The sequence below is a fragment of the Belnapia rosea genome (assembly GCF_900101615.1).
GTDB lineage: Bacteria > Pseudomonadota > Alphaproteobacteria > Acetobacterales > Acetobacteraceae > Belnapia > Belnapia rosea.
Genome location: NZ_FMZX01000001.1, coordinates 803,451 through 823,773 on the forward strand (window position 1 = coordinate 803,451; position 20,323 = coordinate 823,773).

A 20,323-nucleotide genomic window follows, 5' to 3' on the forward strand; every position below is an offset into this window, starting at 1 on the left:
CCTGCCCAAGCCGCAGGCAGGAGGCGCTGCGCAACGCCGATGGCATGGCCCAAGCCATCCCCAGGACCCTCATTGCCCGCCCGCCACCCGGTTGCGTGCCCACGGCTTCGGCGCGAGCATGCCGCGGCGCAACCGAGGACCATCCATGCCGCAGATCGATGCCGAACGCTTCCTCAAGGACCTCAACGAGCTCCGGCAGATCGGCCGCTACAAGACTGGCGTGCACCGTCCGACCTATTCCCCCGAGGATATGGAGAGCCGCCGCTGGCTGATGGAGCGCATGGCGGAGATCGGGCTGGAGCCGAGCATCGACGGCATCGGCAATGTCTATGGCCGCCACCGCGGCCCGGGCCCGCATCTCCTCGCCGGCAGCCATATCGAGAGCCAGAACCAGGCCGGCTGGCTCGACGGCGCGCTCGGCGTCATGGCGGCGCTCGCCCTGGCCCGTGCCGGGCTGCCCGTCGACGTGGCCGCCTTCGCCGATGAGGAGGGGCATTTCGAGGGCGGCTTCCTCGGCAGCAAGTCGATCATCGGCGCGCTGCCCGAGGAGGAGATCGACCGCAGCCGCAGCCGCAATGACGGCACGCCGCTGCGCGAGGCGCTGGCCGCCGCCGGCCTCGCGGGCAAGCCCCGCATGCAGCTGGAGCCAGGCCGTCACAAGGGCTTCTTCGAGATGCATATCGAGCAGGGCACGCAGCTCGAGCGCGCCGGCCTCCGCGCCGGCGTCGTCACCGGCATCGTCGCCATCTGGCAGTGGCGCATCACCATCGAGGGCATGCAGGACCATGCCGGCGGCACCACCATGGCCGAGCGCCGCGACGCCGGCCTCACCGCCGTCCGCCTGCTGGCGATGATCGACCAGGAGATGCCGAAAGCCTGCGGCGAGCGCAGCACCTGGACCACCGGCCGCATCGCCGTCGAGCCCGGCGCGCCGAGCATCATCCCCGGCCGCGCCGACATCCTCTTCCAGTTCCGCGACATCGAGGTGGCGACGCTCGATCGGATGGAGGCCTGCCTCCGCGCCTGCGTGCAGGAGAGCAACCGGCGCGAGCGCTGCACCGCGACGCTGGCGAATGTCAGCAAGTCGCTCCCCGCGCCCTGCGACACGGCGATGATGGCCGCCCTCGACGCCGCGGCGGAGCGGAACGCTCCCGGCCTCTGGCAGCGCATGCCGAGCGGCGCGGGGCATGACGCGCAGTACATCGCCCGCGTCATGCCGGTCTCGATGCTGTTCACCCCCTCCATCGGCGGCATCAGCCATCACTGGGCGGAGGACACCAAGGAGGAGGACCTGGCGCTCTGCTGCCAGATCCTCGCCGACGCGGCGGAGCAGTTCCTGAAGGGCTAGCCCATCAGCGACACATGGGCGGCGACGATGCGCCAGCCCTCATCGGGGAAGCGCACCCATGTCTGGCTCTGCCGCCCGCGCTTCCCTGCCCGCAGGAATTCCGTGTTCGCCACGGCGAAGTCGCGGCCATAGGTGGTGACGACGGTGTTCTCCAGCTCGCGCTCCAGCCCCACCGGTGAGCGCCCGCTGCGGAAGGCGGCGATCGCCTCCCAGCCATAGAGGCATTCCGCCGGGCCGTAGCGCAGCGTCCGCGCATCGCGCCGGAACAGCGCCTGCAGCACCGGCACGTCATTCGTCACCAGCGCCCGCTCATACTCCGCGAAGGCGGCCCGCACCTCCGCCACCACCTCGGGCAGATCGACATCCATCAAGCGTTCTCCCTCGTGGCGAGATAGGCGCGCCACCCGCCCGTAGCCGAGATATCCGGCATGCCGGCCACGCCCACCGCCTCGCAGAGGAAGCCGAGCGGGCTGGACCCATCCTGCAGCGTCACCCGGCCGAAGCCGAGCGGCGGCGGGATCTCCGCCAGGAAGGGCCCGACCGAGGCCGCCGGCAAGGCCCAGACCTCGCCCGCCACCGCGACGCCGCCCTCCGCCACCCGCACCAGCCCCGGCCGCTTGCCGAGGTCATGCAGCCGGTAGAGCGGCGCCGTCCGCGCCTCAGCCAGGAACCGCCCGCCATGCCGCAGGATCTGCGGATTGAGCGGCAGCCCGGCCATATGCGCGCCGATCGCCAGCAGCGGCAGCTCCCCGGGCGCGAGGGCCGGTGGTGCGGAGGGCGCCGGCACCGCCCCGCCCAGTGCCCCGAGCCCGACCCCGGCCGAGGCATGCAGCCGCGCCCCGAGCCCGGCCAGCCGCGCCTCGGCGAAAGCCGGGCCTACCAAGGTGATACCGAAGGGCCGTCCATCCGGGCGGAAGCCCGCCGGCACGGCCAGCGCCGCCAGGTCGCAGATATTGACGAAATTCGTGTAGGTCCCGAGTCGGCTGTTCGCCGCCACCGGCTCCGCCGCCAGGTCGGCCAGGGCCGGCGTCCCCGGCGCCGTCGGCAGGATCAGCGCGTCGATGCCCTCGAAGAGGCGCCGCGCCAGCCGCCGCGCCTCGGCGGCCGCATCGAGATCGTCCCAGGCGTCGATCGTCCGCTTGTCGAGCCCAGCCTCGAGGATGCCGCGCGTCACCGGGTGCAGGCTGCCCGGCCGCTCCGTCACCATCCCCCGCAGCGCCGCCGTCCGCTCCGCCACCCAGGCGCCGTCATAGAGACGCCGGGCGATGGCCAGGAAGGGCGCGATATCGACCCGCGCCACCGGCCCGCCCGCCCGCGCCAGCGCCGCCTCATAGAGCGCCGCATCCGCCGGGGTGTCGAAGACCAGCTGCTCCACGAGCGGCGCCGCCAGCCGCCAATGCGGCTGCGGCGCCGGCACCGCGCGCCAGCCCGCCGGGGCAGGGCGGGAATAGCGGTCCTCCCGCTCCGGCCCCGCCATCACCTCCAGCACCGTCGCGGCATCCTCGACCGCCAGCGCGAAGATCGAGATGCAGTCGAGCGAGCGGCAGGCCGGCACCACCCCCAGCGTCGGCACCAACCCGAGGCTCGGCTTCAGCCCGACGATGTTGTTCACCATCGCCGGCACCCGGCCGGAGCCGGCGGTATCCGTCCCCAGGGAGAAGGCGGCGATGCCCGCCGCCACCGCCGTCGCCGAACCGGAGGAGGAGCCGCCGGGGATGCAATCGGGCACGACCGGGTTGCGCGGCGTGCCATGGGGGCTGCGCGTCCCGTTCAGCCCCGTCGCGAATTGGTCGAGATTGACCTTGCCGAGCAGCACCGCCCCCGCTGCCAGCAGCCGCGCCACCGCCGGGCTGTCCGAGGCCGGCTGGTAGGCGTAGTCCGGGCAGGCCGCCGTCGTCGGCAGGCCGGCGCAGTCGATATTGTCCTTCACCACGAAAGGCAGACCGAAGAGCGGCCGCCCCCGCTTCCCCTCCGCCGCCAGCGCCTCGGCCCGCGCCAGCACCGCCTCGGCCGGGACGCGGGCGAGGAAGAGGGCCGGGTCGCCCCAGGCCTTGATCCGGCGCAATGCCTCGGCCGCTATGGCCACCGGGCTGCCGCCCGAGGCGATATACCTGGCCAGCGCCGGGAGGGTGAAGGCGGCGGGCAGCATCACCCGAACCTCAGCAGGTCTTCCGCCGCCCGAAGCATCTCGCCATCCTTCGCCTTCAGCGCCTCGAGGATGCGGAAATGATCCGCCCCGCTCACCGGGATCAGCGGCCCCGGCGCATGCGCCTCGGCCCGCAGCGCGTGGAAGTCGCGCGACTGCCGCCGCAACTCCGGCAGCTCGCCGGTGCCATAGGCGATGGCGAGCGGCTTCTGCACCACCGGCAGCCGCATGGGCGAGAGCGCGGCCAGCTCCGCCTCGGTCAGCGCCAGCTTCTCGTTGAGGTCGGTATCGCGGATCGGCGCCAGCTCGAAGATGCCGGAGATGGCGAGCCCCGCCGTGACCACCGGATGGTCGAGCGCCATGGCGGTGAGATGCCCGCCCGCCGACCAGCCCGACAGCACCACCTTGCCGCCGATCCCGTGCTCCGCCCCATGTGCCTGCAGCCAGTCGAGCGCGGCGCGGATCTCGCCGACGATCTGCGTCAGCGTCGCCTCCGGCCCGAGCGAATAGCCCGGCAGCGCCGCCGACCAGCCCCGCTCCAGCGCACCCGCCATGAAGGCGCAGAAATCCTCCCGCCGGTTGCGCTGCCAGTAGCCGCCATGGATGAAGACGAGGCAGGGCGCGGAGGCCTCGGCCGCCGGAAACAGGTCCCAGGCCGTCCGCTGCGTCGGCCCATAGGCAAGGTCGAGATGCCCGGCCCGCGCCGCGCGGAAGGGGGCCGCCTCGGCATTGCGCGCCGCGATCAGCGCCGGGCTGTCGGCGACCGCCGTGCTGTTGTCGTAGGCGGCGCTGCGCTCGGCGAGGCTGGCGCCGGCCCAGAAGGGCGGCAGCGGGTCATAGGCCATGGTGGGTTCCCTAATGCAGGCTGCCGAGCAGCCCCGAAAGATGCCGCCGCAGCGCGTTGAACTCCACCCCCGTCGGGTCGCGCGGCCGCGGCAGGGCGATGCGCTCATCGGCGATGATCCGCCCCGGCCCAGGCGACATCACCACCACCCGGTCGGCGAGCAGGATGGCCTCCTCGATCGCATGGGTGACGAAGATGATGCTGAGCCGCGCCTTGGCCCAGATGTCCAGCAGCTCCTCCTGCAGCCGCTCCCGCGTCATGGCGTCGAGCGCGCCGAAGGGCTCGTCCATCAGCACCACCTCGGCATCGTTGGCGAGCACGCGGGCGATCGCCACCCGCTGCTTCATGCCCCCCGAGAGCTGGTGCGGATAGGCATCGGCGAAGCGCGTGAGCCCGACCATCTCGACGAAGCGCCGGGCGGTCGCCGCCGCCTCGGCCTTCGGTCGCCCGCGCGCCACCGGGCCGAAGGCGATGTTCTGGCTGACCGTCAGCCAGGGGAAGAGACCGTAATCCTGGAAGACCATCCCCCGGTCCGGCCCCGGCCCCGCCACCGGCTTGCCCCACATCAGCAGCGACCCGGCGCTCACCGCCTCGAAGCCCGCGATCATCCGCAGCAGCGTCGACTTGCCGCAGCCCGAGGGGCCGATCAGGCAGATGAACTCGCCCCGCTCGACCCGCAGCGTCGCATCCGAGAGCGCGGTGATCGTCTCCGCCCCGAAGGCGAAGCGCTTGTCGACATGCGCGATGTCGAGGATGGGAAGCACCGTCCCCGCTGCGGCTGCCGGCCTCGCCAAGGTCTCACCCATGTTGCGGACTCCAGCGCAGCAGGCGACGGCCGAGCAGCTGCACCGCCCGGTCGGAGAGGAAGCCGAGCACGCCGATCGTCACCATGCCGGAGATGACGATCTCCGTGCGCGAGAGCTGCCGCGCCTCCATGATGATGGCGCCGAGCCCGGTCTGCACGCCGGTCATCTCGCCGACGACGATCACCACCCAGGCGAAGCCCAGCCCCAGCCGCAGCCCGGTGAAGATGGAGGGAAGGGAGGCCGGCAGCACCACCTTCCAGAACACCGCCTGCGGCCCGACGCCGAGCATCGCCGCCGCCTCGAACAGCCGCCCCTCGACGCTGCGCACCCCGAAGATCGTGTTGAGCAGGATCGGGTAGAAGGCGCCGAGGAAGACGAGGAAGAAGGCGCTGCGCGGCCCGATGCCGAAGACGATCATGGCAAGCGGCAGCCAGGCCGTCACCGGGATCGGCCGCAGGATCTGCAAGGACGGATCGAGCAGGTCCCGCACGAAGGGCACCCGCCCGATCAGCATGCCGAGCGGCAGCGCCACCAGCGCGGCCAGGGCGAAGCCGCCATAGACGCGGCTGAGGCTGGCGATCATGTGGCTCCAGAGCGTCCCCGAATAGAGATCGTCCCAGATCCCGCCGAAGGCGAGGTCCCACCACTGCACCGCCACCTCGGAGGGCGGCGGGATGAGGTGATAGCCCGGCCCGCTGGTCGCCATGTGCCAGGCCAGCACCCCGATCACCGGCGCCGCCACCGCCAGCAGGGCCTGGCGCGAGGCCGCGGCGCGCGCCGCCAGCGCCGTCATGCCGCCGACTTCGCCAGCTCGTCCGAGAAGGTGGCGTTGAAGAAGGTGGCGAAATCCGGCAGCGCGCGGATCTGCTTCAGGCTCAGCATCTGCTCGGCATAGGTCTTCGCCCGCGTCACCATCCCGGGCGTCATCTGCCAATTCAGCTCGACATTCGGCAGGCTCATCTCCAGCGCGTCACGCCGCATGCCGAGCTTCGCCACCGCCGTCTCGATGGTGACGTCGCGATTCGCCATGCCGAACTCGCTGGCCTGCCGGTGCACCTTCAGCATCGCCCGCACCACCTCCGGCCGCTGGGCGATGGTGTCCGGATGGGTGGCGAAGATCATGTTCAGCGAGCCCATCGGCGTCGAATACGGGTATTCGACGATCTTGCCGATCCCGGCCGCGAGCGAGACGCCCGGCCCCGGCTCCGCCCCGACATAGGCATCGACATCGCCGCGGGCGAGGGCGATCGGCATCTCGGAGAAGGAGACGCGCACCGATTGCACGTCGCGGATCGTCATCCCCTCCATCCGCAGCCGCTCGAGGATGAAGACCTCCTGCGTCGAGCCCGGCCAGATGCCGACGCGCTTGCCGCGCAGGTCGGCCAGCTTGTCGATGCCCGCATCCTTCTTCGCCACCACCGCCATGCCGCGGTCGCAGCAGGAGCCGATGACCGTCACCGGCTCCCGCGCCGCGGCGCCGAGGATGCCGGCGGCGATGCCGAAGGCGCCAAAATCGACTGATTTCGTCACCACCGCATTCTTGCCCTCGGTCGGGCTCTCGAAGGGGATGACCTCGATCCGCATCCCCGCCGGCTGGAAGCGCTCATACAGATAGGGCGCGATGGAATGGATGAGGCGCAGCGCGCCCATCTTCACGGTCACCCCCTGGGCATGCAGCGCCGGCGCCGCCAGGACGGCGGAGGCGGCACCGAGCAGGGTGCGGCGGGCAAGGGCCATGGGGGCGATCCTCCAGCAAACGGACGTTGCCCCGTCGCATGCAACGTCCATGCCGATCCCGCCGGCCCAGCATGGCGTTCCATGGCCCGCCTTCCGCCCAAGCAGGCGGCAGGGTGCCTATCCCGCGCGCAATTCGCGGATCGGCTGGCCGGCGATGAATGCTTGCACCGCCTCGACCGCGCCAAGGAAGTACTGCGCGTAATTCTCCTCCGTCACATAGCCCAGATGCGGGGTGAGCACGGTGTTCGGCGCGGCCAGGAGGGGGTGACCGGGTGGCAGCGGCTCCTGGTCGAAGACATCGATCCCGGCGCCGGCGATCCGCCCCTCCGCCAGGGCCGCGATCAGCGCCTCCTGCTCGATCAGCGGCCCGCGGCTGGTGTTCACGATCATTGCCGAACGCTTCATCCGCGCGATATCCGCCGCGCCGACGATGCCGCGCGACCGGTCCGACAGCACGAGATGGAGGCTGATCACATCCGCTTCCGCCATCAGCCTGGCCTTGTCCACCAGCCGCGCGCCCGCCGCCTCGGCGCGCTCGGCCGTCAGGTTCTGGCTCCAGGCGAGGATCTCCATGCCGAAGGCGGCGCCGACCTTCGCCACCCGCGCGCCAAGGTTGCCGAGGCCGACCAGCCCCAGCACCTTGCCCTCGAGCGTCACGCCGACGCTGCCGCCCGGCGCGATCTGCCATCCCCCGGCCCGCAGCGAGGCCTGCTGCTCCGGGATGCGCCGCATCAGCGAAAGGATCAGCCCCCAGGTCAGGTCCACCGTCGGGTTGCCGAAGCCCGGCGTGCCGCAGACGGTGACGCCACGCTCCGCCGCCGCCTCCAGGTCGATGCTGCGGTTCCGCGCCCCGGTCGTCACCAGCAGGCGGAGGTTGGGCAGCCGCTCCAGCAGGGCGCGCGGGAAGGGGGTGCGCTCGCGCATCATCAGGATGGCATCGAAGGGTGCCAGCCGCGCCACCAGCGCCTCCGGATCGGTGACGGTTTCGCGGAACACCTCGATGGTGAGGCCCTCCGGCAGCCGGTCCCAGGGGCCGCGGGTCAGCGCGACGCCCTGGTAGTCGTCGAGGATGGCGAGGCGGGTCAGTTCGGGCATGGTCGTTTCCTCTGGATTGGGTTTTTGGCCCGGCATCAGCCGCCGGGCAGCAGCAGCCGCGTCGCCGCCTCGCGCAGCCGGCCGGGGAGGGGGACGCTCCGGCCCTGCTCCGCACGGGCGACATAGACGTGGATGAAATGGCCCTCGGCGCTCGCCTCCTGCTCATCGTTGCGGAAGATGCCGACCTCATAGCGGATGGAGGCGGTGCCGAGCCGCCCGCAGCGGACGCCGCAGGTCACCAGGTCGGGGAAGGCGATCGGCGCGAAGTAGCGGCACTGGGTCTCGACGACGAGGCCGACCTCGGCGCTCGTCGCCAGGTCGAGCACGCCCTGCTCGATCAGGAATTGCGCCACCGCGGTGTCGATCCAGCTGTAATAGGTGACGTTGTTCACATGGCCATAGACGTCATTGTCCATCCAGCGCGTCGGGATGGCGGTGAACCAGCGGTAGTCCGCGCGGGTCCCGATCGGGGGGCGGCTCATGCCAGGGCCTCCGCCTCGAGCGCCGTATCGACGCAGTCCTCGAAGGGCGGCACATGGGCGATGGCCCCGGCCGCCAGCATCGCCGCGCCCAGCCGGTCGAAGGCCTTGCGCGGGAAGGCCGGCCCCGCCTCCCACAGGCCAAGCGCTTGGTAGCGCGCGATGGCCCGCACCCGATGCGCCTCCGGCACCTCCGGGAAGCGCGAGGCAATGGCGGCCGCCACCGCCTCGGCCGGCGCCTGCCGGATCCGCGCCAGCGCCGCGCGCATGGCGCGAACCATGCCGATCAGCGCCGGCCGCCGCGCCGCGATTCCGGCCTCGGTCGCATAGAAGGCCGTATAGGCGGTCAGCCCCCGATTCGCCTGGGCATGCCAGACCGCACCGCCCGCATCTTCGACCCGGCAGGCGAAAGGCTCGAAAAGCTGAGCGACATCCAGTGCGCCGGCGACCACCGCCCCGGCATTCTCCGCCATGCCGGGCCCCGCAGGCTCGCCGATCGCCATGGGGTCGATGCCCGCCTGCGCCAGATCGCCGCGCAGGCACCAGACTGGCGTCGGCACCTCGGAGACCAGCCCGAGCCGCAGCCCCGGCAGCTCCTCCAGCACGAAGCCCGGCCGCGGCGCAGCCCCGACCAGCAGGAAGGGGTCCCGCATCACCACCGCGCAGAAGCTGCGCAGGGTGCAGCCGGGGTCGCGGCTGCGCAGCAGCAGGGGCCGCATCGGGCCCGACCAGGCGAGGTCCGCCTTGCCGGCCAGCAGCATCGCCGCTGCGGCATCCGTGCTGCCGGCCGTGACCATCCGCAGGTCGATCCCCTCCCGGGCGAACAGCCCCTCCGCCTCGGCGAGATAGAAGGGCGCATAGAACAAGGCGCGGAACGGTTCGATCAGGGTCAGCGGCTGCAAGGTACGCTCCTTGGGTTCGCCAGCCATTATGGCCCGGCCACGCGCCGCGCCAATCCGTGATGGACCGGCGTATTCGGGCTTCGCCGCCCGCGATGTGGCCGCTATAGACCATGGAACGGGCGGCTTCCGACGCCGCCCGGCCCCGCAACCCCTTTGCCCGCCACGGCAGGTCCGAGAGCGCCTTGAGCAGCCAGACGCTTCCTGAAGCATTCCGCCTCCGCGCCGGCAATTTCAACCTGCTCGTCCTGCGCCTGCTGGACCCGCGGCCGGATGCGGTGCTGCCTGCGCTCGGCGACCAGTTCCGCCGCGCGCCCGGCTTCCTGCGCTTCGCCCCCATCGTCATCGGCCTCGCCGATCTCGAGGCGGCGCCCGAGGAGGTCGATTTCCGCGGCCTGGTCGAAGGGCTCCACAAGCTTGAGATCGTGCCGATCGGCACCTCGGGCGGCACCCAGGCGATGAAGCAGGCGGCGCAGACCGCGGGCCTGCCGCCGCTCCGCGCCGTCGGCGGTGCCGAGACCGAGCCGGCCGCGCCGCCGCCAGAGGCCGTGGCCGCCGCCGCCCCGCCGCCACCGCCGGCCGAGGCCGTGCCGCGCCCCGACTTCCTCGGCTCCGGCCGCGCCGCCATGCTAGTGACCGAGCCGGTACGCTCCGGCCAGCGCATCTATGCCCAGGGCGCCGACCTCATCGTGACGGCGACGGTGAATGCCGGCGCGGAAATCATTGCCGACGGCAATATTCATGTATACGGCGCGCTGCGCGGCCGGGCCGTCGCCGGCGCCGCCGACGACGCCACCGCGCGGATCTTCGCGCTGAATTTCGACCCCGAGCTGGTCGCCATCGCCGGTTACTACGCGGTGCGCGAGGGCCTCGGGGATGCGCCCATCGGCAAGCCCACCCAGGTGCGGCTCGAGGGCGAGGAGATGCGGTTCGCGCCGCTGGGGTGATGGGATGAGTAAGGGGGAGCGTCCATGGCGCAAGTGATCGTTGTCACCTCCGGCAAGGGGGGCGTCGGCAAGACCACGACCAGCGCCGCCTTCGCCACCGGCCTCGCGCAACGGGGCAAGAAGACGGTGGTGATCGACTTCGACGTGGGTCTGCGCAACCTCGACCTCATCATGGGTGTCGAGCGGCGCGTCGTCTTCGACATCGTCAACGTCATCCAGGGCGAGGCGCGGCTGAACCAGGCGCTGATCCGGGACAAGCGCGTCGATACGCTGGCGATCCTGCCGGCCAGCCAGACCCGCGACAAGGATGCGCTGACCCGCGAGGGCGTCTCGACTATCATCGAGGAGCTCTCGGCCGACTTCGACTACATCCTCTGCGACAGCCCGGCCGGTATCGAGAAGGGCGCGCTGCTCGCCCTGTACTTTGCCGACCAGGCGATCGTCGTCACCAACCCCGAGGTCTCCTCGGTGCGGGACAGCGACCGCATCCTCGGCGTGCTGCAATCCAAGTCGAAGCGCGCCGAGGAGAAGAAGGACAAGGTCAAGGAGCACCTCCTTGTCACCCGCTACGACCCGAACCGGGTCGAACGCGGCGAGATGCTGAAACTCGAGGATGTGCGCGAGATCCTCGCCATCCCGCTGCTCGGCGTCGTCCCCGAGAACGAGAGCGTGCTCAAGGCCTCGAATACCGGCACGCCGGTGATCATGGATACGGAAAGCGTCGCCGGTCAGGCCTATAAGGATGCGGTCGGCCGCTTCCTCGGTGAGGACCTGCCGCATCGCTTCCTGGAGCCGGACAAGAAGCCCGGCCTGTTCAGGCGCCTGTTCGGGGGGAGGGCCGCGTGATGAGTTGGCTCGATTATTTTCGTGCCGCGCGGAAGGACGAGCCACCGCCAAGCGCGTCCGCCGCCAAGGAGCGCCTGCAGATCGTGCTCGCCCATGAGCGCATCGGCCGCACGCGGGAGGATTTCCTCCCCAGGCTGCAGCAGGAGCTGGTCGCGGTCGTCGCCCGCTATGTGGCGATCGACCCGGGCAAGGTGAAGCTGGATCTCGACCGGGGCGGGGACATGTCCACCCTCGCCATCGAGATCGAGCTGCCGGCGCCCACGCCGGGCCGTCAGGCCGCTGCCGGCTGATCCCGAGGCTCAAGCCGTCCCGGGCCATGACACCCGGGACGGCCCGAGCGAGGTGCCGGTCCCTCGGGCATGACCGCCGGGGCTGGACGGACTAGCGTGCCAGGTAGAGCATCACGTCGCCGCCGCGCAACGCGTCGGAGGGTGCGCAATCGGCCATGGTGCCATCCGAGGTGAGGCGGCGCAGCGGGAACTGACGGGCCAGGCGCTCGAGGAAGGCCGCCGGCGCCATGCAGCGCACCGGGTTGAAGCAGACCAGCAGCTGGACCTTCGGATTCGCCGCCAGCAGCTCCTGCATGCCCTCGAAGGCCGCCTCCTCCGCTCCACAAAGATCGAGCTTCACGAAGTCGGGCCGTGCCACCGCATGGCGGTCGAGCGGGCGGGTCGCCACCATCGCCAGATCCGGACCCTGGTTCGCACCCTGGCTCCCGCCGGTGCCGGAGAGGTCTTCCGGCAGCAGGTGCGAGTTCATCGGGCTGCCCTCCGGCATCGCCAGCCGCATCACCCGCCCCGAGCCGGGCCCGGCGAGCGCCACCTCCTCCACCTCGGCACGGTCCCCCATGCCGTTCAGCGCCAGGTTCCGCCTCAACAGGCTGGCAGAGCGCGGGTTGGGCTCGAAGGCCAGCACCTTGCCGTTCGGTCCCACCAGCTCGCCCGCCAGCAGGCTGAAATAGCCGTAGCAGGCGCCGCCATCGACGAAGACCTGGCCGGGCTTCAGCTGCTCGATGAGGAAGCGCGTCGTCCACCACTCCCAGAACCCGTCCATGGCCAGGTGCGGCGCCAGGGTGAAGTCCCCAGCATCCACCAGCATCTTGTGCCGCCCCAGGGTGCGGCAGAGCAGGGTGCCGCCGCCCATCGGCACCGCCTGCGCCATGGCCCGGACCGCGGCCTCGGCCGGCCCCGTCGGCCCGCCGAGCTTGCCGACCGGCACCAAGCGGCGGCGAGGCCGCAGCACCTCGCCCAGGCGGCCGAGCGTCGTCCTGCGGATGGTCGTCGAGAGTGCGGCTGGGTTGCCCTGCGGCATGGGTATTCTCCGGAGCGCGGGACAAGGCATCGCGCGCCGGCCATGTAAGGCATCTCACGCTTTCGTGGGAATGCCTGTCGTCACTCCATCGGCCGCCCCTGGCGCCGCCATGACGGGGCTCCTAGGCTTGCCGCCATGCCCACCCTCTTCGACTCCGAGCCCGATCCCGCCTTCGCGCCCGCGATGCAATTCGCCCTGGCGCATGAGTCTCCCTGGCCGCGCGACATCCGCGCCCATATCGAGGCCGGCTTCTTCGAACCGCCGCCCGACAATGCCATCATCGGCCCGGTCGCCTCGCGTGGCGCACCGAACGGCCTCATCCTGCGTGGCGGCCGTCTGGTCGCCCGCTGGGGCGATACCCGGCAGGTGGACATGACCTTCTCGGTGGCGAAGTCCTACCTCGCCCTGCTGGCCGGCCTTGCGCTGGGTGACGGGCTGATCCCCGACCTCGATGCCCCGGTCCGTGCCCTGGTCGATGATGGCGGCTTCGAGGGGCCGCAGAATGCCGGGATCACCTGGCGGCACCTGCTGACCAACACCTCCGAATGGGAGGGCACCCTCTTCGGCAAGTCCGACATCATCGACCGGGGCCGCAACCTCACCGTCGAGGGCCAGGGCCGGAAAGGCGTGCCGCGGCCGCTGCACCGGCCGGGCGAATATTGGGAATACAACGACGTCCGGGTGAACCGCCTGTCGCTCGCGCTGCTGCGCGTCTTCGGCCGCCCGCTGCCCGAGGTCTTCGCCGAACGCATCATGCAGCCGATCGGCGCCTCCGGGGACTGGCGCTGGCATGGCTACGAGACCTCCTGGGTCGAGATCGGCGGCCGGCGCATGCAGAGCGTCTCCGGCGGCGGCCATTGGGGTGGCGGCGTCTTCATCCATGCCGAGGATCAGGCCCGCATCGGCCAGCTCACGCTGCAGGACGGGGTCTGGGAGGGCAGGCGGCTATTGCCCGCGGGCTGGGTCGCGCAATGCGCCACGGCCTGCGCGTTGAACCCGCATTACGGCCTGCTCTGGTGGCTGAACACCGGCCGTACCCGCTGGCCCTCGGCCAGCGCGCGGAGCTGGTGCTTCTCCGGCGCCGGCGGCAACGTCACCTGGGTCGAGCCCGAGGCGGACATCGTTGCCGTGCTCCGCTGGGTGGACCAGACCAGGCTGGACGGCTTCATGGCGGCGACCCTGGCGGCGCTTCAGCAGCGCTGACACCCATCGCCTGCCCAAGGCGTGGCGATGGCGGCGCGGGGTTCCCGCCGCCATCGCCACGATCCGAGGCCAGTCCGCCTCGTCAGGGCCGGGGCTGCACCGCGTAACGGCCGGGCCCGGTCCAGGCCAGGATGAGGAAGCCGCCGCACATCGAGAGATTCTTGAAGAAGCTGAAGATCTGCCCGATCTGCGCGCCGCCGGTGAATTCCCAGAAGCGATGCGCGATGGCGCTGGTGCCGAGGGTATAGAGGATCAGGCCGAAGGCCGCCCAGCGTGTCTGGAACCCGATGATGATGAGGAGCGGCAGGATGATCTCCGCTGCCACCGCGATCACGCCGCCAAGGAAGGGCAGGGGGGCGCCCTGCTGCGTCAGCGTGGTGACGATGCCGGGCCAGCCGATGATCTTGAAATAGGCGCTGATCGGGAACAGCAGGACAAGCGCAATGCGCCCGATCAGCAGGACAAGGTCGAAATCGCCGCCGCGTGCGGTGACGTGGCTGGTCGTCGTGGACATGGATCACTCCGGATGGATGCCGGCGAAGCTACCGGCCTCCATGCCGCGACCACAAGCTTAACCACTACCGTGGTGGAGAGACCGCATGCTCCCTGAGGCTGGCCCCCGTGGTCGGGTCCACCTCGCGCAGCAGCACGTCATAGCTCCAGAGATGGGCCAGATGCCGCAGCACCTGCCGGGCCTCCTGCTCCTCCAGGAGACGCCCATCCTGAACCCGATGCTCAAGGATCAGGCGCCGGTCGCCCGAGAGATCGACATCCACCACCTGGATATCCGGATCGGTCCAGGCCGGATCGTACTGCTTCGCCAGCGCGCGGCGCAGCCGCCGGTAGCCGCGCTCGTCATGCATCGCATCGACGCGGAGCGCCGGCTGGGCGGCGTCATCCTTCAGATGGAAGAGCTTCATCTTCCGCATCAGATGCGGGCTGAGGAATTGCAGGATGAAGCTCTCATCCCGGAATTCCGCCCAGCCATGCCGCAGCACCGGCATCGGGTCCCCGCAGCCGGCGAAATCCGGGAACCAGGCGCGGTCCTCCTCGGTCGGCTCGCGGCAGATACGCTCGATATCCTCCATCATGGCGAAGCCGAGCGCATAGGGGTTGATGCCCGAATAGCGCGGGTCGTCGAAATCCGGCTGCATGATGACGCTGGTATGGGAATGCAGCGCCTCCAGCAGCGCCCCATCCGTCAGCTGCCCTTCGCGGTGAAGGGTGTTGAGGATGCGGTGGTGCACATAGGTCGCGCAGCCCTCGTTCATCATCTTGGTCTGGCGCTGCGGATGGAAATACTGCGCCACGTTGCGGACGATGCGGATCACCTCGCGCTGCCAGGGCGCCAGCCGAGGCGCCGATTTCTCCAGGAAGTAGAGGACGTTCTCCTGCGGCAGTTGCAGCAGCGCCCGCCGCTTCTCGACGTCGTCGGCGACGGCGCTGCTGCTGCTCCGCTCCGGCAGCGTGCTCCAGAGCACGTTGTACATCCGCTCGTCATGCGCCCGCCGCTCGCGCTCCCGCTGCTCCTCGGAGCGCAGGTCGATGGTGCGGCGGTGATGACGGTGCACCCCGTAATTCATCAGCGCATGGGCGGAATCAAGCACCCGCTCCACCGCGATCTCGCCGTAGCGGTCCTCGCACTCGGCGATGTAGCCCTTGGCGAATTCGAGGTAGTCGAGGATGCCCTTGGCATCCGTCCACTCCTTGAACAGCCGGTTGTTTTTGAAGAAGTGGTTATGGCCGAAAGCGGCATGCGCGATCACCAGCGCCTGCAGCGTCGCCGTGTTCTCCTCCATGACATAGGAGAGGCAGGGATCGGAGTTGATGACGATCTCATAGGCCAGCCCGCGCAGACCCTTGCGGTACAGCGCCTCATGCTGGGCGAACTGCTTGCCGAAGGACCAGTGCCGGTAGAAAAGCGGCAGGCCGGTGCTGGCATAGGCGTCCAGCATCTGCTCGGCGCTGATGATCTCGATCCGGTTGGTGTAGAAATCGAGACCCAGGTCGCGGACCGCCACGACCTCGCAGGCATCGTGGATGCGCATCAGCGTGGCGAAGTCCCAGTCCGCGCCCTCATAGAGCAGCGGGCTGGTCGATACGGGCGCGTTCATGCCTTGGCCTCCTCCAGCAGGCCGCGCTTGGCGAAAAGCTCGCGGAAGACGGGGAAGATGTCCCGCCGGCCGCGCACCTTCTTCATCGCCATCGGCGCGCCGGCGCTGACGAGCTGCTCATAGGTCCGCCAGAGATCCGTCGGCCCCCGGGGGAAGCCCGGCATGCCATGGTCCCCGTCCCGGCCGACCTCGATATAGGCGTAGTACTGGCAGGCGGGCAGGATGGTGTCGATCAGCAGCCGCGCCGTCCGCTGGCTGTCGCCGGCGGCATTGTCGCCATCGGAGGCCTGGGCGGCATAGATGTTCCAGTCGGATGGCGGGTAGCGGTCCGCCACCACCTTCCGCATCTCCTCGAGCGCGGTCGAGACCAGCGTCCCGCCCGTCTCGCGGCTGTGGAAGAAGGTCTCCTCGTCCACCTCCGCCGCCTCGTGGGTGTGGCGGATGAAGACGATCTCCACCTGCTTGTAGCGCCGCTGCAGGAAAATATAGAGCAGCGTGTAGAAGCGCTTGGCGAGGTCCTTCATCTCCTCGGTCATGCTGCCCGAGACATCCATCAGGCAGAACATGACGGCCCGCGCGACGGGGCGCGGCACCGGCTCGAAGCGCCGGTAGCGCACATCGATCGGGTCGATCCAGGGGATACGCTGGCTGCGCCGGAGCTGGATCTCCAGCTCCGCCTTCAGCTTGGCGATCCGGTCGTCGCTCCCGGGCTGTCCCTCCAGCGCTGCGATCTCCGCCTCCAGCGCCGCCACCGCTTCCGGCCTCGGCCGCTTCAGCGCGATCCGGCGCGACAGGCTGTTCCGCATGGTCCGGGCCAGCGACAGGTTCGACGGCGTCCCCGCCACCGAATACCCCGCCCGGTGCCAGGCCGGGTCCGAGCCCTCGACGAGGCGCCGCTTGGCCAAGTCGGGCAGCTCCAGGTCATCGAGGAAGAGCGAGAGGAATTCCTCCCGTGTGAGGACGAAGCGGAAGGCGTCCTCCCCGCCGCCGTCGGGCGAGCCCTCATTGCCGCTGCCGCCGCCGCCGCTCGGGGGGCGCTGGATCTCGTCCCCCTCGCGGTACTCCTTGTTGCCGGGCAGCACATGGTCACGCGTGCCGCCCGAGCCGTGATGGAAGCTCGGCTCGCGGATGCCGTGGAGGGGGATGCTGACCTCGCCCCCCTCGTCGGCGCTGCGGATATCACGCTTGGCAGAGGCATCCCGCACCGCCTCCTGCACCAGGGCTTTCGCCCGGCGCAGGAAGCGCTGCCGGTTGGGTAGGCTACGGCCGCTGGGGTTCAGGCGGCGGTCCAGGATCTGCATCGAGCAGGCGCCTCGCGATCCGTGTCTGGGCTCAGCCGGCCTGCTTCACGCGCATATACCATTCGACAAGCCGGCGAACCTGTCTCTCGGTATAGCCCCGCGAGACCATCCGTTGCACGAACTCCCCGTGCTTCTTCTCGCTTTCGCCATCCTTCTTCGAACCGAAGGAGATCACCGGCAGCAGATCCTCCACCTGGCTGAACATGCGCCGCTCGATCACCTCGCGGATCTTCTCGTAGGAGGTCCAGGAGGGGTTCCGCCCACCACGATTGGCCCGCGCGCGAAGGGCGAATTTCACCACTTCGTTGCGGAAATCCTTCGGATTGGCGATGCCGGCCGGCTTCTCGATCTTGGTGAGCTCCTGGTTCAGCAGCTCCCGGTTCATCATCTGGCCGGTATCCGGGTCCTTGAAGTCCATGTCCTCGACCCAGGCATCGGCATAGGCCACGTAGCGGTCGAAGAGGTTCTGCCCGTAGTCGTTGTACGACTCGAGATAGGCCTTCTGGATCTCGTTGCCGATGAACTCCGCATAACGCGGCGCCAGCTCGCCCTTGATGAACTCCAGGTAGCGCTTCTCCGTCTCGTCCGGCAGCTGCTCGCGCCGGATCGTCTGCTCCAGCACGTACATCAGGTGGACGGGGTCGGCCGCGATCTCGGTCGTGTCGTAGTTGAAGGCCGCCGCCAGCACCTTGAAGGCGAAGCGGGTCGAGGCCCCCTCCATCCCCTCATCCGGCCCGGCCGCATCCCGGTATTCCTGCAGGTTCTTCGCCCGCGGGTCGGTCTCCTTCAGCGACTCGCCGTCATAGACCCGCATCTTGGCGTAGATGTTGGAGTTCTCGTGCTTCTTCAGCCGCGAGAGCACGGTGAACCGCGCCAGCATCTCCAAGGTGGCCGGGGCGCAGGGCGAGGCCGAGAGCTCCGAGGAGGAGACCAGCTTCTCGTAGATCTTCTGCTCCTCGGTGACGCGGAGGCAGTAAGGCACCTTGATGACGTAGATGCGGTCGATGAAGGCTTCGTTGTTCTTGTTGTTCTTGAAGCTCTGCCACTCCGACTCGTTGCTATGGGCCAGGATGATGCCCTGGAAGGGCAGGGCGCCGATATTCTCGGTGCCGATGTAATTCCCCTCCTGCGTCGCCGTCAGCAGCGGGTGCAGCATCTTGATCGGCGCCTTGAACATCTCGACGAATTCCAGGACGCCCTGGTTCGCCCGGTTCAACCCGCCCGAGAAGCTGTAGGCGTCCGGATCGTTCTGCCCGAACATCTCGAGCTTCCGGATATCCACCTTGCCGACCAGCGAGGAGATATCCTGGTTGTTCTCGTCGCCCGGCTCGGTCTTGGCGATGGCGATCTGCCGGAGGCGCGAGGGCCTCACCTTCACCACCCGGAACTGCGAGATGTCGCCGCCGAAGGCATCCAGCCGCTTCAGCGCCCAGGGGCTCATCAGGCCGGTGAGCCGGCGGCGCGGGATGCCGTAGCGGTCCTCCAGCATCGGGCCCATCCGCTCCGGGTCGAACAGCCCGAGCGGGCTCTCGAAGACCGGGCTCACCTCGTCGCCCGCCTTCAGGACATAGATCGGCTCCGCCTCCATCAGCGCCTTGAGCCGCTCGGCGAGGGAGGATTTGCCGCCACCCACCGGGCCGAGGAGGTAGAGGATCTGCTTCCGCTCCTCCAGGCCCTGGGCCGCGTGGCGGAAGAAGCCGACGATCCGCTCGATCGTCTCTTCCATCCCATAGAATTCGGAGAAGGCGGGATAGACGCGGATGGTCCGGTTCAGGAATATCCGCCCGAGGCGGGTGTCCTTCGCGGTATCCACCACCATCGGCTCGCCGATCGCCTTGAGGATCCGTTCTGGGGCACTCGCATAGAAGCCCGGATCCTTCCGGCAGCCTTCCAGATATTCCGAGATGGACATGTCTGTTTCGCGCCGGGATTCATAGGCCCGGGCATAATCGGCGAAGATGTCCTGCATGCTGTTCATCGGCCGCCCCTGCAAGCGCTGCCAGTTAGATGGCAACGCAGACAGTGTGCGGAATGCCCGGACCGACTGCGGTAAACTTTTATTGCTGCGGCGCACTGCGGCCTGTAGACTGCAAATCACGGCAAAGGGAGGTGGCTGGCGCAGTCGCGTCCGAGGCCCTTCCGCCATGCCATGGGTAAGTCAAACCCGGGCGCATCAGGTGCCCAGGCAAATCCCCGCGGGTTGCCGCGTCTGTGACGCTTCATGCCGGAGGCTGGTGGCCATCAGGTCATGGTTCGTCAAGCCTTGCCCAACCCCTGCAACACTTTGCCACAGGGGCATCACGGGTCAGTAACCATCCCTGGTCCTGCCCTGGCCTGGGCGGCTGGCGCCGCCCAGGCCAAGCAATTGCCGCGCCAAGACGGCAAGGCTGCGCTATTCCTCGGCGTTCGCCGGCACGCCGCAGGTCACGCCGCCATCGATGATCATGCTCTGCCCGGTCATGAAGCTGCCGGCCGGCGAGGCAAGGAAGACGGCGGCACCGGCGATCTCGTCGGGCTCGCCGATGCGCTTCAGCGGGGTGTCCCGGGTCCGCTTCTTGTAGTTCACCGGATCCTCCCAGAGCGCCCGGGCGAAATCCGTCCGCACCAGGCCGGGGGCGATGCAATTCACCCGGATGTTCTTCGGGCCCCATTCGCAGGCCAGGTTCCGCGCCAGCTGCAGGTCCGCCGCCTTGGTGATCGCATAGGCGCCGAGATTGACCGAGCCGCGATACCCCCCGATCGACGAGATGATGACGATGGCCCCGCCGCCCCGCGCCTCCATGCTCGGGATGCACATGTGGGACAGCCACATGTTCGACTTGATGTTGGTCGCCATCATCTTGTCGAAGACCTCGTCCGGGATGCCCATGGCCGGCCCGAAATGCGGGTTGATGGCCGCGTTGCAGACGAGGATGTCGACGCCGCCCCAGCGGGCGATGGTCTCATCCGCCAGCGCCTGGAGCTCCGGCTTCCGGCCGATATTGCAGGCCATGGCGACCGCCTCGCCGCCCTTCGCCGTGATGCCATCCACCACCTCCTGGCAGGCATCGAGCTTGCGGGAGGAGACGACGACCTTCGCCCCGTGCTCCGCCATACGCTCGGCGATGGCCCGGCCGATGCCGCGGGACCCGCCGGTGACGATGGCGACCTTCCCGCTCAGGTCGAACAGGGATGATGACGGCATGGCTGCGCTCCTCCGGTTGTTGGACGGGAGTGTCCCTGCCGCTTCCGCCCGGCGTCAACCCGC

The 20,323-nt window shown here is 69.6% G+C and carries 20 protein-coding genes; 5 read left to right on the forward strand and 15 right to left on the reverse strand.

Annotated elements, in window-relative coordinates; translation table 11 throughout:
* The first annotated feature begins 145 nt into the window (after positions 1 to 145).
* Positions 146 to 1,348, forward strand: coding sequence for a Zn-dependent hydrolase (locus BLR02_RS03875; protein WP_090660618.1), 1,203 nt, complete (start codon positions 146 to 148; stop codon positions 1,346 to 1,348).
* Here BLR02_RS03875 and hpxZ read toward each other — a convergent pair.
* The 9 genes from hpxZ to BLR02_RS03920 all read right to left on the reverse strand — a co-directional run bounded on the left by hpxZ (position 1,345) and on the right by BLR02_RS03920 (position 9,357).
* Positions 1,345 to 1,716 carry an oxalurate catabolism protein HpxZ gene (gene hpxZ, locus BLR02_RS03880; protein ID WP_090660621.1) on the reverse strand — a complete coding sequence of 124 codons (372 nt, stop codon included), beginning with the start codon at positions 1,714 to 1,716 and terminating at the stop codon, positions 1,345 to 1,347. The two genes, BLR02_RS03875 and hpxZ, sit on opposite strands and share 4 nt — an antisense overlap.
* Positions 1,716 to 3,497 carry an allophanate hydrolase gene (gene atzF / locus BLR02_RS03885; RefSeq protein WP_218127855.1) on the reverse strand — a complete coding sequence of 594 codons (1,782 nt, stop codon included), beginning with the start codon at positions 3,495 to 3,497 and terminating at the stop codon, positions 1,716 to 1,718. The genes hpxZ and atzF overlap by 1 nt, the downstream gene beginning before the upstream one ends.
* Positions 3,497 to 4,339 (reverse strand): alpha/beta hydrolase, encoded by an 843-nt coding sequence (locus BLR02_RS03890; protein ID WP_090660628.1) that lies wholly within the window; start codon positions 4,337 to 4,339, stop codon positions 3,497 to 3,499. Before BLR02_RS03890 ends, atzF begins: the two co-directional genes overlap by 1 nt.
* 10 nt (positions 4,340 to 4,349) lie before the next feature.
* Positions 4,350 to 5,144 (reverse strand): ABC transporter ATP-binding protein, encoded by a 795-nt coding sequence (locus tag BLR02_RS03895; protein ID WP_090566650.1) that lies wholly within the window; start codon positions 5,142 to 5,144, stop codon positions 4,350 to 4,352.
* Positions 5,137 to 5,937, reverse strand: a complete 801-nt coding sequence (locus BLR02_RS03900; protein WP_090660631.1) for an ABC transporter permease — start codon at positions 5,935 to 5,937, stop codon at positions 5,137 to 5,139. Before BLR02_RS03900 ends, BLR02_RS03895 begins: the two co-directional genes overlap by 8 nt.
* Positions 5,934 to 6,881: an ABC transporter substrate-binding protein gene (locus BLR02_RS03905; protein ID WP_090566645.1), complete on the reverse strand. Its 948-nt coding sequence runs from the start codon at positions 6,879 to 6,881 to the stop codon at positions 5,934 to 5,936. Before BLR02_RS03905 ends, BLR02_RS03900 begins: the two co-directional genes overlap by 4 nt.
* Positions 6,882 to 6,998: 117 nt before the next feature.
* Entirely contained in the window at positions 6,999 to 7,976 is a 978-nt protein-coding gene (locus BLR02_RS03910) for a D-2-hydroxyacid dehydrogenase family protein (RefSeq protein WP_090660634.1), read from the reverse strand.
* A gap of 35 nt (positions 7,977 to 8,011) precedes the next feature.
* Positions 8,012 to 8,458, reverse strand: coding sequence for an acyl-CoA thioesterase (locus tag BLR02_RS03915; RefSeq protein WP_090660637.1), 447 nt, complete (start codon positions 8,456 to 8,458; stop codon positions 8,012 to 8,014).
* Positions 8,455 to 9,357, reverse strand: a complete 903-nt coding sequence (locus BLR02_RS03920) for an ABC transporter substrate-binding protein (protein WP_176849362.1) — start codon at positions 9,355 to 9,357, stop codon at positions 8,455 to 8,457. The genes BLR02_RS03915 and BLR02_RS03920 overlap by 4 nt, the downstream gene beginning before the upstream one ends.
* A gap of 182 nt (positions 9,358 to 9,539) precedes the next feature.
* Here BLR02_RS03920 and minC point away from each other — a divergent pair, with 182 nt between their 5' ends.
* The 3 genes from minC to minE are packed head-to-tail and all read left to right on the forward strand — an operon-like array spanning position 9,540 to position 11,437.
* Positions 9,540 to 10,301 (forward strand): septum site-determining protein MinC, encoded by a 762-nt coding sequence (minC, locus tag BLR02_RS03925; protein WP_245704599.1) that lies wholly within the window; start codon positions 9,540 to 9,542, stop codon positions 10,299 to 10,301.
* 24 nt (positions 10,302 to 10,325) lie between these two features.
* The gene (gene minD, locus BLR02_RS03930; RefSeq protein ID WP_043364100.1) at positions 10,326 to 11,147 is read left to right on the forward strand and encodes a septum site-determining protein MinD; all 822 of its coding nucleotides are present in this window, start codon (positions 10,326 to 10,328) and stop codon (positions 11,145 to 11,147) included.
* Positions 11,147 to 11,437 carry a cell division topological specificity factor MinE gene (gene minE / locus BLR02_RS03935; RefSeq protein WP_090566633.1) on the forward strand — a complete coding sequence of 97 codons (291 nt, stop codon included), beginning with the start codon at positions 11,147 to 11,149 and terminating at the stop codon, positions 11,435 to 11,437. Before minD ends, minE begins: the two co-directional genes overlap by 1 nt.
* A 91-nt stretch (positions 11,438 to 11,528) precedes the next feature.
* Here minE and BLR02_RS03940 read toward each other — a convergent pair whose 3' ends face one another.
* A complete protein-coding gene (locus BLR02_RS03940) occupies positions 11,529 to 12,458 on the reverse strand; it encodes an FkbM family methyltransferase (protein WP_143018034.1) in 930 nt (309 codons plus the stop codon).
* Positions 12,459 to 12,593: 135 nt separating this feature from the next.
* Between BLR02_RS03940 and BLR02_RS03945 the strand changes: the two genes are divergently transcribed.
* Positions 12,594 to 13,661 (forward strand): serine hydrolase domain-containing protein, encoded by a 1,068-nt coding sequence (locus BLR02_RS03945; protein ID WP_090660646.1) that lies wholly within the window; start codon positions 12,594 to 12,596, stop codon positions 13,659 to 13,661.
* A gap of 82 nt (positions 13,662 to 13,743) precedes the next feature.
* On the opposite strand, the gene BLR02_RS03950 is transcribed toward BLR02_RS03945, so the two are convergent.
* The 5 genes from BLR02_RS03950 to BLR02_RS03970 all read right to left on the reverse strand — a co-directional run bounded on the left by BLR02_RS03950 (position 13,744) and on the right by BLR02_RS03970 (position 20,260).
* Positions 13,744 to 14,175, reverse strand: coding sequence for a DoxX family protein (locus BLR02_RS03950; protein ID WP_090562804.1), 432 nt, complete (start codon positions 14,173 to 14,175; stop codon positions 13,744 to 13,746).
* Between the two features lie 64 nt (positions 14,176 to 14,239).
* The gene (locus BLR02_RS03955) at positions 14,240 to 15,775 is read right to left on the reverse strand and encodes a SpoVR family protein (RefSeq protein ID WP_090562801.1); all 1,536 of its coding nucleotides are present in this window, start codon (positions 15,773 to 15,775) and stop codon (positions 14,240 to 14,242) included.
* Entirely contained in the window at positions 15,772 to 17,076 is a 1,305-nt protein-coding gene (locus BLR02_RS03960; RefSeq protein ID WP_090562798.1) for a YeaH/YhbH family protein, read from the reverse strand. Before BLR02_RS03960 ends, BLR02_RS03955 begins: the two co-directional genes overlap by 4 nt.
* Positions 17,077 to 17,107: 31 nt before the next feature.
* Positions 17,108 to 19,054, reverse strand: coding sequence for a PrkA family serine protein kinase (locus tag BLR02_RS03965; protein WP_090562796.1), 1,947 nt, complete (start codon positions 19,052 to 19,054; stop codon positions 17,108 to 17,110).
* A gap of 414 nt (positions 19,055 to 19,468) precedes the next feature.
* The gene (locus BLR02_RS03970) at positions 19,469 to 20,260 is read right to left on the reverse strand and encodes an SDR family NAD(P)-dependent oxidoreductase (RefSeq protein WP_090562794.1); all 792 of its coding nucleotides are present in this window, start codon (positions 20,258 to 20,260) and stop codon (positions 19,469 to 19,471) included.
* Positions 20,261 to 20,323 lie beyond the last annotated feature (63 nt).

Bases quoted from the DNA above. Each gene is read 5' to 3' on its own strand.
- BLR02_RS03900 (WP_090660631.1), bottom strand. From the start codon at position 5,937: ATGACGGCGCTGGCGGCGCGCGCCGCGGCCTCGCGCCAGGCCCTGCTG.
- minD (WP_043364100.1), top strand. From the start codon at position 10,326: ATGGCGCAAGTGATCGTTGTCACCTCCGGCAAGGGGGGCGTCGGCAAG.
- BLR02_RS03970 (WP_090562794.1), bottom strand. From the start codon at position 20,260: ATGCCGTCATCATCCCTGTTCGACCTGAGCGGGAAGGTCGCCATCGTC.
- BLR02_RS03890 (WP_090660628.1), bottom strand. From the start codon at position 4,339: ATGGCCTATGACCCGCTGCCGCCCTTCTGGGCCGGCGCCAGCCTCGCC.
- atzF (WP_218127855.1), bottom strand. From the start codon at position 3,497: ATGCTGCCCGCCGCCTTCACCCTCCCGGCGCTGGCCAGGTATATCGCC.
- BLR02_RS03875 (WP_090660618.1), top strand. From the start codon at position 146: ATGCCGCAGATCGATGCCGAACGCTTCCTCAAGGACCTCAACGAGCTC.
- BLR02_RS03965 (WP_090562796.1), bottom strand. From the start codon at position 19,054: ATGAACAGCATGCAGGACATCTTCGCCGATTATGCCCGGGCCTATGAA.
- BLR02_RS03960 (WP_090562798.1), bottom strand. From the start codon at position 17,076: ATGCAGATCCTGGACCGCCGCCTGAACCCCAGCGGCCGTAGCCTACCC.
- BLR02_RS03955 (WP_090562801.1), bottom strand. From the start codon at position 15,775: ATGAACGCGCCCGTATCGACCAGCCCGCTGCTCTATGAGGGCGCGGAC.
- hpxZ (WP_090660621.1), bottom strand. From the start codon at position 1,716: ATGGATGTCGATCTGCCCGAGGTGGTGGCGGAGGTGCGGGCCGCCTTC.
- BLR02_RS03895 (WP_090566650.1), bottom strand. From the start codon at position 5,144: ATGGGTGAGACCTTGGCGAGGCCGGCAGCCGCAGCGGGGACGGTGCTT.
- BLR02_RS03945 (WP_090660646.1), top strand. From the start codon at position 12,594: ATGCCCACCCTCTTCGACTCCGAGCCCGATCCCGCCTTCGCGCCCGCG.
- BLR02_RS03910 (WP_090660634.1), bottom strand. From the start codon at position 7,976: ATGCCCGAACTGACCCGCCTCGCCATCCTCGACGACTACCAGGGCGTC.
- BLR02_RS03905 (WP_090566645.1), bottom strand. From the start codon at position 6,881: ATGGCCCTTGCCCGCCGCACCCTGCTCGGTGCCGCCTCCGCCGTCCTG.
- BLR02_RS03950 (WP_090562804.1), bottom strand. From the start codon at position 14,175: ATGTCCACGACGACCAGCCACGTCACCGCACGCGGCGGCGATTTCGAC.
- BLR02_RS03940 (WP_143018034.1), bottom strand. From the start codon at position 12,458: ATGCCGCAGGGCAACCCAGCCGCACTCTCGACGACCATCCGCAGGACG.
- minE (WP_090566633.1), top strand. From the start codon at position 11,147: ATGAGTTGGCTCGATTATTTTCGTGCCGCGCGGAAGGACGAGCCACCG.
- BLR02_RS03915 (WP_090660637.1), bottom strand. From the start codon at position 8,458: ATGAGCCGCCCCCCGATCGGGACCCGCGCGGACTACCGCTGGTTCACC.